Genomic DNA, 14,132 nt, shown 5'->3' with positions numbered 1-14,132 from the left:
AATTGAAGGTTCTTAAGAATTTGGTTAAGTCCTCGATCGATTAGTATTCGTCAGCTCCATGTGTCGCCACACTTCCACCTCGAACCTATCTACCTCATCGTCTTTGAGGGATCTTACTTACTTGCGTAATGGGAAATCTCATCTTGAGGGGGGCTTCATGCTTAGATGCTTTCAGCACTTATCCCGTCCACACATAGCTACCCAGCGATGCTCTTGGCAGAACAACTGGTACACCAGCGGTGTGTCCATCCCGGTCCTCTCGTACTAAGGACAGCTCCTCTCAAATTTCCTACGCCCACGACGGATAGGGACCGAACTGTCTCACGACGTTCTGAACCCAGCTCGCGTACCGCTTTAATGGGCGAACAGCCCAACCCTTGGGACCGACTACAGCCCCAGGATGCGATGAGCCGACATCGAGGTGCCAAACCTCCCCGTCGATGTGGACTCTTGGGGGAGATAAGCCTGTTATCCCCGGGGTAGCTTTTATCCGTTGAGCGATGGCCCTTCCATGCGGAACCACCGGATCACTAAGCCCGTCTTTCGACCCTGCTCGACTTGTAGGTCTCGCAGTCAAGCTCCCTTGTGCCTTTACACTCTACGAATGATTTCCAACCATTCTGAGGGAACCTTTGGGCGCCTCCGTTACTCTTTAGGAGGCGACCGCCCCAGTCAAACTGTCCGCCTGACACTGTCTCCTACCCCGATCAGGGGTACGGGTTAGAATTTCAATACAGCTGGGGTAGTATCCCAAGGACGCCTCCACCGAAGCTGGCGCTCCGGTTTCAATGGCTCCTACCTATCCTGTACAAGCTGTACCAAAATTCAATATCAGGCTACAGTAAAGCTCCACGGGGTCTTTCCGTCCTGTCGCGGGTAACCTGCATCTTCACAGGTACTATAATTTCACCGAGTCTCTCGTTGAGACAGTGCCCAGATCGTTACGCCTTTCGTGCGGGTCGGAACTTACCCGACAAGGAATTTCGCTACCTTAGGACCGTTATAGTTACGGCCGCCGTTTACTGGGGCTTCGGTTCTCACCTTCGCTTGCGCTAAGCAATCCCCTTAACCTTCCAGCACCGGGCAGGCGTCAGCCCCTATACGTCACCTTACGGTTTTGCAGAGACCTGTGTTTTTGCTAAACAGTCGCCTGGGCCTATTCACTGCGGCTCTCTCGGGCTTGCACCCTACTAGAGCACCCCTTCTCCCGAAGTTACGGGGTCATTTTGCCGAGTTCCTTAACGAGAGTTCTCTCGCTCACCTTAGGATTCTCTCCTCGACTACCTGTGTCGGTTTGCGGTACGGGCACCTCCTGCCTCGCTAGAGGCTTTTCTTGGCAGTGTGAAATCAGGAACTTCGCTCTAAAGAGCTCGCCATCACAGCTCAACGTTATAGAGAGCGGATTTGCCTACTCTCACGCCTTACTGCTTGGACGCACATAACCAACAGTGCGCTTACCCTATCCTACTGCGTCCCCCCATTACTCAAATGGCAGGGAGGTGGTACAGGAATATCAACCTGTTATCCATCGCCTACGCCTGTCGGCCTCGGCTTAGGTCCCGACTAACCCTGAGAGGACGAGCCTTCCTCAGGAAACCTTAGTCATTCGGTGGATGGGATTCTCACCCATCTTTCGCTACTCATACCGGCATTCTCACTTCTAAGCGCTCCACCAGTCCTTCCGGTCTGACTTCACAGCACTTAGAACGCTCTCCTACCACAGACATCGTAGATGTCTATCCACAGCTTCGGTGAATTGTTTAGCCCCGATACATTTTCGGCGCAGCGTCACTCGACCAGTGAGCTATTACGCACTCTTTAAATGGTGGCTGCTTCTGAGCCAACATCCTGGTTGTCTAAGCAACGTCACATCCTTTTCCACTTAACAATTACTTTGGGACCTTAGCTGGTGGTCTGGGCTGTTTCCCTTTTGACTACGGATCTTATCACTCGCAGTCTGACTCCCGTGTATAAATCACTGGCATTCGGAGTTTGTCTGAATTCGGTAATCCGGGATGGACCCCTAGTCCAAACAGTGCTCTACCTCCAGGATTCTTCATCACGAGGCTAGCCCTAAAGCTATTTCGGAGAGAACCAGCTATCTCCAGGTTCGATTGGAATTTCTCCGCTACCCACACCTCATCCCCGCACTTTTCAACGTGCGTGGGTTCGGGCCTCCAGTAAGTGTTACCTTACCTTCACCCTGGACATGGGTAGATCACCTGGTTTCGGGTCTACGACCACATACTTATTCGCCCTATTCAGACTCGCTTTCGCTGCGGCTCCGTCTCTTCAACTTAACCTTGCATGTAATCGTAACTCGCCGGTTCATTCTACAAAAGGCACGCTATCACCCATTAACGGGCTCTAACTACTTGTAGGCACATGGTTTCAGGATCTCTTTCACTCCCCTTCCGGGGTGCTTTTCACCTTTCCCTCACGGTACTGGTTCACTATCGGTCACTAGAGAGTATTTAGCCTTGGGAGATGGTCCTCCCAGATTCCGACGGAATTTCACGTGTTCCGCCGTACTCAGGATCCACTCAAGAGAGAATGTACTTTTGACTACAGGACTGTTACCTGCTATGGTGGGTCTTTCCAAACCGCTTCGCCTAACGCATTCCTTTGTAACTCCGTATAGAGTGTCCTACAACCCCAAGAGGCAAGCCTCTTGGTTTGGGCTCTTCCCATTTCGCTCGCCGCTACTAAGGGAATCGAATTTTCTTTCTCTTCCTTCAGGTACTTAGATGTTTCAGTTCCCTGAGTCTGCCATCAAGACGCTATGAATTCACGTCAAGATTCTACCCCATTACGGATAGAGGGTTTCCCCATTCGGAAATCTCCGGATCAAAGCTTACTTACAGCTCCCCGAAGCATATCGGTGTTAGTGCCGTCCTTCATCGGCTTCTAGTGCCAAGGCATCCGCCATGCGCCCTTAATAACTTAACCGTTGGCTTATAAAGCCTTTAAGTTATTAAGCCTAAAAAATTTAAAACTTAATAAATGTGTTACTTAAGAATTTCTTCAATGTCGTTTTATCCAGTTTTCAAAGAACAAAGTGTTGAGAGTATGAACCCTCAAAACTGAACAGCAAGATGTTAATCCTACAGACGAAGTCTGTATTCCGTTAAATTCCTTAGAAAGGAGGTGATCCAGCCGCACCTTCCGATACGGCTACCTTGTTACGACTTCACCCCAATCATCTATCCCACCTTCGGCGGCTGGCCCCAAAAGGTTACCTCACCGACTTCGGGTGTTACAAACTCTCGTGGTGTGACGGGCGGTGTGTACAAGGCCCGGGAACGTATTCACCGCGGCATGCTGATCCGCGATTACTAGCGATTCCGGCTTCATGTAGGCGAGTTGCAGCCTACAATCCGAACTGAGAACGGTTTTATGAGATTAGCTTGCTCTCGCGAGTTTGCGACTCTTTGTACCGTCCATTGTAGCACGTGTGTAGCCCAGGTCATAAGGGGCATGATGATTTGACGTCATCCCCACCTTCCTCCGGTTTGTCACCGGCAGTCACCTTAGAGTGCCCAACTAAATGGTGGCAACTAAGATCAAGGGTTGCGCTCGTTGCGGGACTTAACCCAACATCTCACGACACGAGCTGACGACAACCATGCACCACCTGTCACCAATGTCCCCGAAGGGAAAACTCTATCTCTAGAGCGGTCACTGGGATGTCAAGACCTGGTAAGGTTCTTCGCGTTGCTTCGAATTAAACCACATGCTCCACCGCTTGTGCGGGCCCCCGTCAATTCCTTTGAGTTTCAACCTTGCGGTCGTACTCCCCAGGCGGAGTGCTTAATGCGTTAGCTGCAGCACTAAGGGGCGGAAACCCCCTAACACTTAGCACTCATCGTTTACGGCGTGGACTACCAGGGTATCTAATCCTGTTTGCTCCCCACGCTTTCGCGCCTCAGTGTCAGTTACAGACCAGACAGTCGCCTTCGCCACTGGTGTTCCTCCAAATCTCTACGCATTTCACCGCTACACTTGGAATTCCACTATCCTCTTCTGCACTCAAGTTCCCCAGTTTCCAATGACCGCTCGCGGTTGAGCCGCGAGATTTCACATCAGACTTAAGAAACCACCTGCGCGCGCTTTACGCCCAATAAATCCGGACAACGCTTGCCACCTACGTATTACCGCGGCTGCTGGCACGTAGTTAGCCGTGGCTTTCTAATAAGGTACCGTCAAGGTACGTTCATTTCCTAACGTACTTGTTCTTCCCTTACAACAGAGTTTTACGATCCGAAAACCTTCATCACTCACGCGGCGTTGCTCCATCAGACTTTCGTCCATTGTGGAAGATTCCCTACTGCTGCCTCCCGTAGGAGTTTGGGCCGTGTCTCAGTCCCAATGTGGCCGATCACCCTCTCAGGTCGGCTATGCATCGTCGCCTTGGTAGGCCGTTACCCCACCAACTAGCTAATGCACCGCGGGCCCATCCTGCAGTGGCGCGAAAGCGCCTTTCAACATTTCACCATGAAGTAAAATGGATTATCCGGTATTAGCTCCGGTTTCCCGAAGTTATCCCAGTCTGCAGGGCAGGTTGCCCACGTGTTACTCACCCGTCCGCCGCTAAATCAGAGGAGCAAGCTCCTCGTCATTCGCTCGACTTGCATGTATTAGGCACGCCGCCAGCGTTCGTCCTGAGCCAGGATCAAACTCTCCATAAAAGTGTTTGATTGCTCAAAATTTCACTAGCGCATCATCTTTAATGATGATGACTTCAAAACTAACAATTGTTAGTAAGTTTAAATGATTAACATCTTGCTTGTTCAGTTTTCAAGGTTCATGTTGCGCCGTCCTTTTGACGACTTCATAAGTATATCGCAAAAACTTTTATATGTCAACAACTTATCAAAAATAAATTTTCAAAAGTTATTGATGCTTATAATTAAGTTTTTTGTAGTTGCTTGTAACAACTTTTATATTATAGCAATATACTTTCAATAATGTCAACCCTTTTACTAACCTTAGACTAACTTATTATGCACCTTGCTCTGTGTCTATACTTTACAACTAACATCATAAGAGAAAATGATTTAATAACGTAAGTGCAATCACAAGGATTGCGCCAGGCATACCTAATATAGCCACAATAAGTATAGAAGCAAAATTCAATGGAACCCAAATTCCGATATATCCCGCTCCGTAGGAAAGTATATACAAGAGGCAGAACGATAATGTAATGCGAAATACTACATTCGATAGTAACTCGAGAACTTTTCGTATTCCCTTTGGTTTCTTAACTAGCAAATAAAAAACAAACAGCACTCCTATTAAACTAATAATTAGTTTAGCCATATACACCACACCTCATTTAAATGTTAGTAGGTATATATGATAGGAACACTGTTATTCATTCATCTTTTTATATATTTTGCAGGTTTACTATTCATTTTCTTCTGTAATGAAGCAAATAATCTATTCAATTACTAGTTTGTTAAGAGTTATAGGATAGAATTTGCTTACTTAATTAAAACTTTACGGATACGAGCTTCTTTAAATAGATAAAAATGCTTGCTTTCAGCTATTTTCCTTTGAGCTATAATATCCAAGCTATAATCAGCCATTAAGTTTTCCATGCTTTGGGCATGCTGCCATTCTTCTTTTGTTTGGCGGATTAAGCTAACTAGTTTTTCATCGTATTCTTTTCGAAGCTTAAATTTTTTAAAAAGCATTTTATTCGCACCTCAAATCATAATTCCCGTCTGCCCTCTAATGCTTTGGATAAAGTTACTTCATCCGCATATTCAAGGTCTCCTCCAACTGGAAGGCCATGTGCAATGCGGGTCGTACGAATTCCTGAAGGCTTAATTAGACGTGAGATATACATAGCTGTCGCTTCCCCTTCAATCGTAGGGTTTGTCGCCAAGATTAATTCTTCTACCTCTTCGCTTTGCAGGCGCTTTAAGAGTGAAGGAACGTTTATATCTTCTGGACCAATACCATCCATTGGTGATATTGCGCCATGCAATACATGATATAACCCATGGTAATCTTTCATTTTTTCCATGGCAATTACATCTTTCGGATCTTGGACCACACAGATAGTAGAACGGTCCCTTTGTACGTCCTGGCAAATATGGCAAGGGTCTACATCTGTAATATTCCCGCAGACAGAACAATAACTTAGGTTACGCTTTGCATCTACAAGTGCTTTAGCAAAATTCAAGACAGTATCCTCTTGCATCGTTAATACAAAAAACGCCAGGCGGGAGGCAGTCTTTGGCCCGATGCCTGGCAATTTCATAAAGCTATCTATTAATTTGGATATAGGTTCAGGATAATGCAATGTCATTCCCCCTAGAATCCAGGAAGGTTAATTCCCTTAGTAAATTGGCCCATCGTTTCATTCGTTGTTTCTTCAATTTTTGCTAACGCTGCATTTGTTGCAATCACAATCATATCTTGCAATAGTTCTACATCTTCTGGATCTACGATTTCTGGATCAATTACCACTTCTTGTACTTGCTTTTGACCATTCATAACGACTTTGACCAATCCGTTACTAGCAGTTCCTTCAAACGTTTGTACAGCAAGCTCTTCTTGTGCCTCCATCATTTTCTTTTGCATCTTTTGCATTTGTTTCATCATGTTATTCATATTACCCATTCCACGCATAATTAAATTCCTCCTATAATTGCTTTTTATTCTTCAATAGTAATGAAATCTTTGCCGAACAGCTTTTCCGCTTCCACTACTAAAGGGTCTTCGGATAACGGCTGTTCATCTTCTAATATTGATTGTACAACCTCAGCTTTTTGTTCGCCAGTTGAAGTTTCTTTATCGGTTTCTTTATCTGCCACTTTATCCGTATTATGGTGCTGGATAAAATCAGCACGTATTCTTTGCCAATTCTCCTCTGGGACACAGATAACTTGATAATAGTTCCCAGTCATCTCTGCTAAGTGCTGGCTGAAATGTGAAATTAGCTCTTGATTTTCGACTGCCATTTGGCAGTGAATATCATATTTGAATTTTAACACAAAAGCACTGGCTGATGCTGCTACAGGTTCCGCGTCTTCCAATAATGCCGATTGTGATTTAGGCAATCGATTAAGGGATTCTGCCCAGGCACTTTTAATCGATTGGATATCTTGTTTTGTCGCCACTTTTAATACTTCTTGAATTCTCCCTACTGGAACATTAAAACCAGTATTTGCTTTTGCACGTGGGCGCTTCGGCTGCCCACTTCCTTGTGGTTGAGGCTGAACGGTGTTTCCTCCAACCTGCAGTTGCTGAACCAAAGATTCTAAGGCAGCAATTTTTGATTGCATTTTAACAAGCTGTGGCATCTCTACATCCATATTCTCTGAACTTGATGTCACATAGGCTTGTTTTGGCCTTTTATGATTGATCTGCGACATTTTTAATAATGCTGTTTCAAGGTATACCTTTGCATGCAATGAAAGACGCATTTCTTGTTGAGTTTTTGACAGGACATCAATATAACTGTATAGCGTGTCCATTGTAAATTCATTTGCTAGGGTGAGGAATTTCTCATCTGTTGTAGCTAATTCTAGCAAATCTGAAAGGTCGGGAGCAGACTGAATCAATAATAAGTCTCTAAAGAAGGTGATTAAGTCTTCAGAAAGACGGACTGCATCTTTACCTTCATCCATCAGTTGCTCAAGCACATCCAATACGTTTGCTACGTCACCCTTAGCTAGATTTTCTGCAAGTGTATAAAAAATATCCTGGCTAATAGATCCCGTAACAAAAAGGGAGTCTTCCAATGTGAGTTTTTCAGCACTAAAACTAACAACTTGATCTAGCATACTAAGTGCATCTCGCATTCCACCGGCAGCCGATTTGGCAATTACCTTTAATGCTTGTTCATCATAAGGAAGGTCTATTTCTTCTAATACTAATTTCATACGCTCTAATATATCTGTCGTAGATAGACGCTTGAAGTCAAATCGTTGGCACCTCGAAATTATAGTAGCAGGTATCTTATGGGGTTCAGTCGTAGCTAATATAAATACAACATGTGGCGGTGGCTCTTCCAATGTTTTTAATAACGCATTAAAGGCACTGGTTGAAAGCATATGCACTTCATCGATTATATAGACTTTATAACGAGCGCTGGCTGGTGCAAAACGAACTTTTTCGATTATATCTCTTATTTCATCTACGCTTGAATTAGAAGCGGCATCAAACTCAATAACATCTGGGTGCGAACCATTTGTAATGCTTTTGCATGTCGCGCATTCATTGCAGGGCTCGGCAGTTGGTGCATGCTCACAATTGATTGTCTTAGCGAATATTTTAGCTGTACTCGTTTTCCCGGTACCACGAGGTCCTGAGAAAAGATAAGCATGCGTTGTTTTGCCAGCTAGGAGGGCATTTTGCAATGTACGCTTTATATGTGACTGTCCTGACATTTCCTTAAAAGACTGCGGACGATAGACACGATAAAAGGCTTGGTAGGACATCAATTTCCTCCCCTTTCTGCCATCATTCATAATAGATTTATTATAGCATAGAACCTCGTTGAAACCTTTATAAGTGTTAGGGAATAAAGAAAAAACTCACTTATCAAAAGATGATAAGTGAGTTTGAAGTTTACATATTTAATACCGTGCACCTTTCTTCGACAGCCGTATATAAGCGTTACTCTTGTCGTTAGCTCAGATTAGGCTACCCCGCGGCACATGAATAAGACCACTTAATGCTGCTTCCTTCCGGACCTGACATGGTTCATGGGGATTCATTGCGCAGGACCCAATCGTCAACGCTACGTGCAAGAGGCAGGCCAAACATACGGACAACCTCAAAAAGGAATTCAGTCTCGCTAAAGCGGATTGCGAGCTACAGGACACCGCTACCTTCCCACCTAGCACGGCAATTACTAGTATACAAATGTTATGGATGAAAATCAACTATAAAGTAAAGTACACTTCGTGATGGTCTTTCTTCATCTTTTTTTAAAGGTTGAACGCTCAAGCACTACCTATACTTTTTAGCAAACTCAATCATGTGTAGGTCGGTTATTCCTGTATTCACCTCTATAATAATGAGTAAGTTACTTAAGAAAGAATTTTGATAACGTGCCTTCCCACCTATACAAGTATTAGCACTCCCTTTACAAAAACTAGTTTTCCTTTTGAAAAAGCACAATAAATTGTTGACATTTGCATAATACCGTGTTAAAGTATTCATTGTCAGCAAGATATATTACATTTGGAGGAATACCCAAGTCTGGCTGAAGGGATCGGTCTTGAAAACCGACAGGCGGGTCAAACCGCGCGGGGGTTCGAATCCCTCTTCCTCCTCCATTTTATTTTTAAATTAAACGCGCATAATAATGAGATTGTATCGTTGCTTTTGATTGTAACGATTTTTTCTTTGCCATCTAGCTTAGGCTAGATGGCTTTCATTTTTATATTCAAATAAAGGCAACAAGTACTGCTATAGATAAAACAGCCAGGGAGAAGTTCACTTCTATCCCTGGCTGTTTTTTTATTATCGGCGTAAATGAGAGGTTTGCTCCATAAAGTGGCCGATTCTCTCTAAAATTGTTTCAATTGTTTGCGGATTTTTCATCAAATCATAATCATTAATATCTAGACGCAATACAGGACAAGCATTGAAATTATCAATCCAATTTTCATAGCGACGATGCATTTCATACCAATATTCTTTATCTGTTTGTTGTTCCATTGGGCGTCCACGCGATTCTATTCTTTCGATAATATCATCAATTGGTCCCTCAAGGTAAATTAGCAAATCAGGATGTGGAAAATATGGCGTCATCACCATTGCATCAAATAAATTGGTGTATGTCTCAAAATCAACGGGATCCATCGTCCCCTGATCATAGTGCATTTTAGCAAATATCCCTGTATCCTCATAGATAGAACGATCTTGTATAAATCCACCGCCGTATTCAAAAATACGCTTTTGCTCTTTAAAGCGTTCAGCAAGGAAGTATATTTGCAAATGGAAACTCCATTTATTAAAGTCATCGTAAAATTTATCAAGATAAGGGTTTGTATCAACTTTCTCAAAAGAAGTGCGGAAATTTAGAGCATTGGCCAGCGCCTTTGTCATAGTAGACTTCCCAACTCCTACAGTTCCTGCAATAGTAATCACAGCATTCGATGGGATGCCGTATTTTTCTCTTAAATTCATCCTTTCAAGCTCCTTTTTGTTAGCTTTTCTTCAATGGTATAAAGAATTTCCTTTAAATCATTGTCGTATTTCACAAAATCTAGTTGGTCTCCATTGAAACGTATGACAGGAATATCTGGATGCTCTTCTTCAAAAGTGTTGATAAAGGTATGATAATCTTCTACCAGCTGCTCCATGTATTCTCTTGAAATCATTTTTTCAAAATCTCGTCCTCTCATCGCGATCCGTTTCATCAATGTGTCGACGCTCGCATATAAATAAACCACAATGTTAGGTTGAGTCAAATCTTTCGTTAAAATTTTATATATCTCTTTATACTTGTTAAACTCACCAGGTGGTAAAGTTCTTTGAGCAAATATAAGGTTTTTAAAAATATGATAATCAGCTACTACAGGGCTATTACTTTCTGCCATATACTTTTTGATATCATTTAATTGTTTATAGCGATTGCATAAGAAGAACATTTCCGTTTGAAAGCTCCACTCATCAATATCCTCATAAAATTTATTTAAAAAGGGATTTTCGTCCACTATCTCTTTCAATAAATGAATATTAAAAGCATCAGAAATATTTTTGGATAGTGAAGTTTTCCCTACACCAATAGGCCCCTCAACCGTAATAAACGGTACTGGCATCAGAAGACCTCCTCGCTTATCTCTTTAGTCAATGACTATAATTTTAACACAAGAGATATAGCATGGACAGTCCAAGTCTTCTTTTGTTTTAAACTATGTATTTTTAGAAAATAAAAAAACCTTGGCATTCACCAAGGCTGTTTTCCCTTTAATGTCCATCAGAATGAAAGAGATTAGAAAAGATGTTTCACGTGAAACTTTTGTTGTAATAGCGCCCAATTTTGAGGAAACGAAAAGCCTAGATGCCAATAAGCAATTCCCCTTAATCCCAATTCCTCTAAAAGTTCAAATTTTGCTTCGATGGATCTTGCATCTTCAAACCATACAACATGTTCGACTCCATTTTTCCAGTAGTGAAAATATGGAGCTTGTGCCACTGTATCATATGATATGGCTGCATTATTTTGTTTTGCTACTTCTATGGCATACTGTGAGCTTACTGCAACAGCATTTGGGTTACCTACCTTATATGGTAATTTCCAGTCATATCCATATAAGTTTTGCCCCATCATAATTTTTGAGGCCGGCATTTCGCTAATTGCATATTCTAATACTTGTCTTACTGGATGGATCGGCGATACTGCCATTGGTGGGCCACCGCTATACCCCCACTCATATGTCATGATCACAACAAAGTCCACAGTTTCTCCAATTCCCTTATAATCGTGCCCACCATACCACTTACTGCTTTGGCTTGCACTTGTTTTGGGTGCTAATGCAGCAGAAACAGTTAAACCTGCCGGATGAGCTCTAGCTACAAGCCTTTTTAGCATAGCTACATATAAATCTTTATCTTCAGGCGGCAAATATTCAAAGTCTACATGTATATCTCTTGCATTGTGAAGTTTTGCCTCACTCAGTGCAGCATCCATCATCACATCTTGTAATGCTTCACTCGTTAAAATGTCATGAGCTAATGTATCACTGAATGCCCCATTCTCAATATTTGTTAAAACTACTGCACTGGCTGTCCGATTAGCTGTAGCGATTTCCCCTAAATTTCCCCACTCAAGGCCTGTTAAAGTCCCGTCTCTTTTTACTTCATAAGCGAATGGCATCATATAAGTAAGCAACGGACCTCTCTTTCTTACCTCTTGTGATAATCGAGCAGGCACTTGCTGTGTATACCATTCTGCATAGCCATTCGTTTCAATGGACTTACGATTTACATTCAATTTTTCCGGCAATACAAGAGTTTGTCCAACGACTAAAACATCTGGGTTTGGTAATTCATTTAATGCAGCTATGGCAGCAGCGGTTGTATTATGTTCTCTTGCAATTTTATATAAGCTGTCACCTTGCTTTACAACATAGATCAAAGAAAGCCTCCTCTATTTCTTCATGTGGAATAATATATGCATCCTGTCAGCTAAACATGCTAAACTATTTGACAAGGAGCGTGTTTCATGAATACTGATCACTATTTTATGGAGATGGCAATAGAAGAAGGAAAGAAGGCAGAGACCCTAGGAGAAGTGCCTATTGGTGCAGTCATCGTACAGCATGGCACTGTTATTGCAAAAGCACATAATCTGCGCGAAACAACACAAAATGCTGTTACTCATGCCGAACTCATGGCCATTCAAGATGCATGCAAATCCCTTGGAAGTTTTCGATTAGAGGAGACAACATTATACGTCACACTAGAACCTTGCCCTATGTGTGCAGGTGCGATTTTACAATCACGAATTCCTCGTGTTGTCTATGGTGCACGGGATCCTAAAGCTGGCTGCGTAGATTCTCTTTACCACCTTTTAAATGACAGCCGCTTTAATCATGAATGCGAAGTAACGGAAGGCGTTATGGGTACAGAATGCGGTCAATTATTATCCAGCTTTTTTAAAGAGTTGCGTGCAAAGAAAAAAGCAAAACGTTTAGCTGATAAGAAATAGAAAAAAGCGATCCGCTATGGCAGATCGCTTTTTTATATCAATTTTACTTAGGAGCGATTTCTGTCAAACCACCCATATACGGTACTAACACTTCTGGTATTTTCACACTGCCATCTGCTTGTTGGTAATTTTCCAAAATAGCAGCTACAGTACGACCGATTGCTAAGCCAGAACCATTTAATGTATGCACATATTCAGGTTTTGCACCTGGTTCGCGGCGGAAGCGAATGTTCGCGCGGCGAGCTTGGAAATCTTCAAAGTTTGAACAAGAAGAAATTTCACGATACATGTTTTGCGTAGGAATCCATACTTCTAAATCATACTTTTTAGCAGCAGTGAATCCTAAGTCAGCTGTACACATTTTTAATTTGCGGTACGGCAGTTCTAGTAATTGAAGTACTTCCTCCGCATGACCAGTTAGTTTTTCCAATTCATTATAAGATTCTTCTGGCTTTGTGAAGCGTACTAATTCAACCTTGTTGAATTGATGTTGGCGAATCAGACCTCTTGTATCACGTCCAGCAGAACCTGCTTCTGAACGGAAACATGCACTAAATGCTGTAAAGGCTTGAGGTAACTTAGATCCATCAATAATTTCATCCCGATAAAAATTAGTTACTGGCACCTCAGCTGTAGGAATTAAGAAGTAATCTTCTTTCTCTATAAGGAAAGCATCTTCTTCAAATTTTGGAAGTTGACCTGTACCTGTCAAGCTTGCACGATTAGCCATATAAGGAGGAAGTAGTTCCTCATAATCATGTTTGTCTGCATGAAGATCCATCATAAAGTTCCAAAGTGCGCGTTCAAGGCGTGCGCCAAGACCACGATAAAAGACGAATCGACTACCAGTAACCTTACCAGCACGTTCAAAATCGATAATGCCAAGGTCTGTACCTAGATCCCAGTGTGGCTTTGCTTCAAAATCAAATGTTGGAATTTCGCCCCATTTTAAAATCTCTTCATTGTCGTCTTCAGTATCGCCAACAGGAACACTTTCATGTGGAATATTAGGAAGACGCATCATCATATCGTTAAACTTTTCTTCAACTTCATTGAGCTCTGCATCTAACTTTTTGATTTCATCGCCCACTTCTCTCATACGAGCAATTTCTTCATCTGCATTTTCTTTATTACGTTTTTTTAATGCGATGGCTTCAGAAGCTTTATTACGGTCAGCCTTTAATACTTCCGTTTTAGCAATTAAATCACGACGTTGTTGATCCCATTCCTCAAAGTGATCAATTGTGCCAAGATCTTCATTACGGTGTGAAAGCTTTTCTTTAATTTCCGCATAATTTTCGCGGACGCGTTTAATATCTAGCATGTGTAATTCCTCCTAATTGTATTAATCGATGACCGGAAGCAGTGAATTAATGGACGCAAAAAAGCCCTCATCCCCATGAAGGGACGAGAGCATACCCGCGTTGCCACCCTAATTGACTAGACCAATGCC

10 protein-coding genes, 1 tRNA gene, 2 rRNA genes, 1 other RNA gene and 1 other annotated feature (1 of these 15 only partly in view) are annotated in these 14,132 nt (G+C 42.6%); of the genes, 2 read left to right on the top strand and 12 right to left on the bottom strand.

Annotated elements, in window-relative coordinates; all coding sequences use genetic code 11:
* Positions 1-20: 20 nt before the first annotated feature.
* From M2M59_RS00140 to ffs, 8 genes are all read right to left on the bottom strand, one after another.
* Positions 21-2,949: ribosomal RNA gene (locus M2M59_RS00140) — 23S ribosomal RNA — on the bottom strand.
* A gap of 191 nt (positions 2,950-3,140) precedes the next feature.
* Positions 3,141-4,688, bottom strand: a 16S ribosomal RNA gene (locus M2M59_RS00135).
* The 16S and 23S rRNA genes sit together here, the layout of an rRNA operon.
* Positions 4,689-5,040: 352 nt before the next feature.
* Positions 5,041-5,319 (bottom strand): pro-sigmaK processing inhibitor BofA family protein, encoded by a 279-nt coding sequence (locus M2M59_RS00130; protein WP_147198336.1) that lies wholly within the window; start codon positions 5,317-5,319, stop codon positions 5,041-5,043.
* A gap of 164 nt (positions 5,320-5,483) precedes the next feature.
* Positions 5,484-5,696: a YaaL family protein gene (locus tag M2M59_RS00125; protein ID WP_066791250.1), complete on the bottom strand. Its 213-nt coding sequence runs from the start codon at positions 5,694-5,696 to the stop codon at positions 5,484-5,486.
* A gap of 17 nt (positions 5,697-5,713) precedes the next feature.
* Entirely contained in the window at positions 5,714-6,310 is a 597-nt protein-coding gene (gene recR / locus M2M59_RS00120; protein ID WP_066791248.1) for a recombination mediator RecR, read from the bottom strand.
* An 11-nt stretch (positions 6,311-6,321) separates the two neighbouring features.
* Complete coding sequence (locus M2M59_RS00115; protein WP_147198331.1) at positions 6,322-6,639, bottom strand: YbaB/EbfC family nucleoid-associated protein; 318 nt, start codon at positions 6,637-6,639, stop codon at positions 6,322-6,324.
* A 26-nt stretch (positions 6,640-6,665) separates the two neighbouring features.
* Positions 6,666-8,453, bottom strand: a complete 1,788-nt coding sequence (gene dnaX, locus M2M59_RS00110) for a DNA polymerase III subunit gamma/tau (RefSeq protein WP_249775131.1) — start codon at positions 8,451-8,453, stop codon at positions 6,666-6,668.
* 144 nt (positions 8,454-8,597) lie between these two features.
* Positions 8,598-8,863, bottom strand: an RNA gene (gene ffs, locus M2M59_RS00105) — signal recognition particle sRNA large type.
* A 340-nt stretch (positions 8,864-9,203) separates the two neighbouring features.
* On the opposite strand from ffs, the gene M2M59_RS00100 reads away from it, so the two are divergent.
* Positions 9,204-9,296 (top strand) — tRNA-Ser (locus M2M59_RS00100).
* A 187-nt stretch (positions 9,297-9,483) separates the two neighbouring features.
* On the opposite strand, the gene M2M59_RS00095 is transcribed toward M2M59_RS00100, so the two are convergent.
* The 3 genes from M2M59_RS00095 to M2M59_RS00085 all read right to left on the bottom strand — a co-directional run bounded on the left by M2M59_RS00095 (position 9,484) and on the right by M2M59_RS00085 (position 12,106).
* On the bottom strand, positions 9,484-10,152 hold the full coding sequence (locus M2M59_RS00095; RefSeq protein ID WP_147198313.1) for a deoxynucleoside kinase: 669 nt from the start codon (positions 10,150-10,152) through the stop codon (positions 9,484-9,486).
* Positions 10,149-10,787, bottom strand: a complete 639-nt coding sequence (locus M2M59_RS00090; RefSeq protein WP_147198311.1) for a deoxynucleoside kinase — start codon at positions 10,785-10,787, stop codon at positions 10,149-10,151. Before M2M59_RS00090 ends, M2M59_RS00095 begins: the two co-directional genes overlap by 4 nt.
* A 173-nt stretch (positions 10,788-10,960) precedes the next feature.
* Entirely contained in the window at positions 10,961-12,106 is a 1,146-nt protein-coding gene (locus M2M59_RS00085; protein ID WP_249775130.1) for a glycosyl hydrolase family 18 protein, read from the bottom strand.
* Positions 12,107-12,193: 87 nt separating this feature from the next.
* Between M2M59_RS00085 and tadA the strand changes: the two genes are divergently transcribed.
* The gene (gene tadA, locus M2M59_RS00080) at positions 12,194-12,679 is read left to right on the top strand and encodes a tRNA adenosine(34) deaminase TadA (protein ID WP_147198307.1); all 486 of its coding nucleotides are present in this window, start codon (positions 12,194-12,196) and stop codon (positions 12,677-12,679) included.
* A 43-nt stretch (positions 12,680-12,722) separates the two neighbouring features.
* Here the strand turns inward: tadA and serS are convergent, their stop codons facing one another.
* Positions 12,723-14,003: a serine--tRNA ligase gene (gene serS, locus M2M59_RS00075; protein ID WP_249775129.1), complete on the bottom strand. Its 1,281-nt coding sequence runs from the start codon at positions 14,001-14,003 to the stop codon at positions 12,723-12,725.
* A 76-nt stretch (positions 14,004-14,079) separates the two neighbouring features.
* Positions 14,080-14,132, bottom strand: a binding site (T-box leader) (it continues 160 nt past the right edge of the window).

This window comes from Rummeliibacillus sp. G93 (genome assembly GCF_023515935.1).
In the GTDB taxonomy this organism is placed as follows: domain Bacteria; phylum Bacillota; class Bacilli; order Bacillales_A; family Planococcaceae; genus Rummeliibacillus; species Rummeliibacillus stabekisii.
This window is presented reverse-complemented; position numbering and strand designations above follow the sequence as displayed.

What these genes read in the sequence shown, in the direction of transcription:
- M2M59_RS00130 (WP_147198336.1), bottom strand. Translation starts at nt 5,319, where the DNA reads ATGGCTAAACTAATTATTAGTTTAATAGGAGTGCTGTTTGTTTTTTAT.
- M2M59_RS00125 (WP_066791250.1), bottom strand. Translation starts at nt 5,696, where the DNA reads ATGCTTTTTAAAAAATTTAAGCTTCGAAAAGAATACGATGAAAAACTA.
- M2M59_RS00115 (WP_147198331.1), bottom strand. Translation starts at nt 6,639, where the DNA reads ATGCGTGGAATGGGTAATATGAATAACATGATGAAACAAATGCAAAAG.
- dnaX (WP_249775131.1), bottom strand. Translation starts at nt 8,453, where the DNA reads ATGTCCTACCAAGCCTTTTATCGTGTCTATCGTCCGCAGTCTTTTAAG.
- M2M59_RS00095 (WP_147198313.1), bottom strand. Translation starts at nt 10,152, where the DNA reads ATGAATTTAAGAGAAAAATACGGCATCCCATCGAATGCTGTGATTACT.
- M2M59_RS00090 (WP_147198311.1), bottom strand. Translation starts at nt 10,787, where the DNA reads ATGCCAGTACCGTTTATTACGGTTGAGGGGCCTATTGGTGTAGGGAAA.
- tadA (WP_147198307.1), top strand. Translation starts at nt 12,194, where the DNA reads ATGAATACTGATCACTATTTTATGGAGATGGCAATAGAAGAAGGAAAG.
- serS (WP_249775129.1), bottom strand. Translation starts at nt 14,003, where the DNA reads ATGCTAGATATTAAACGCGTCCGCGAAAATTATGCGGAAATTAAAGAA.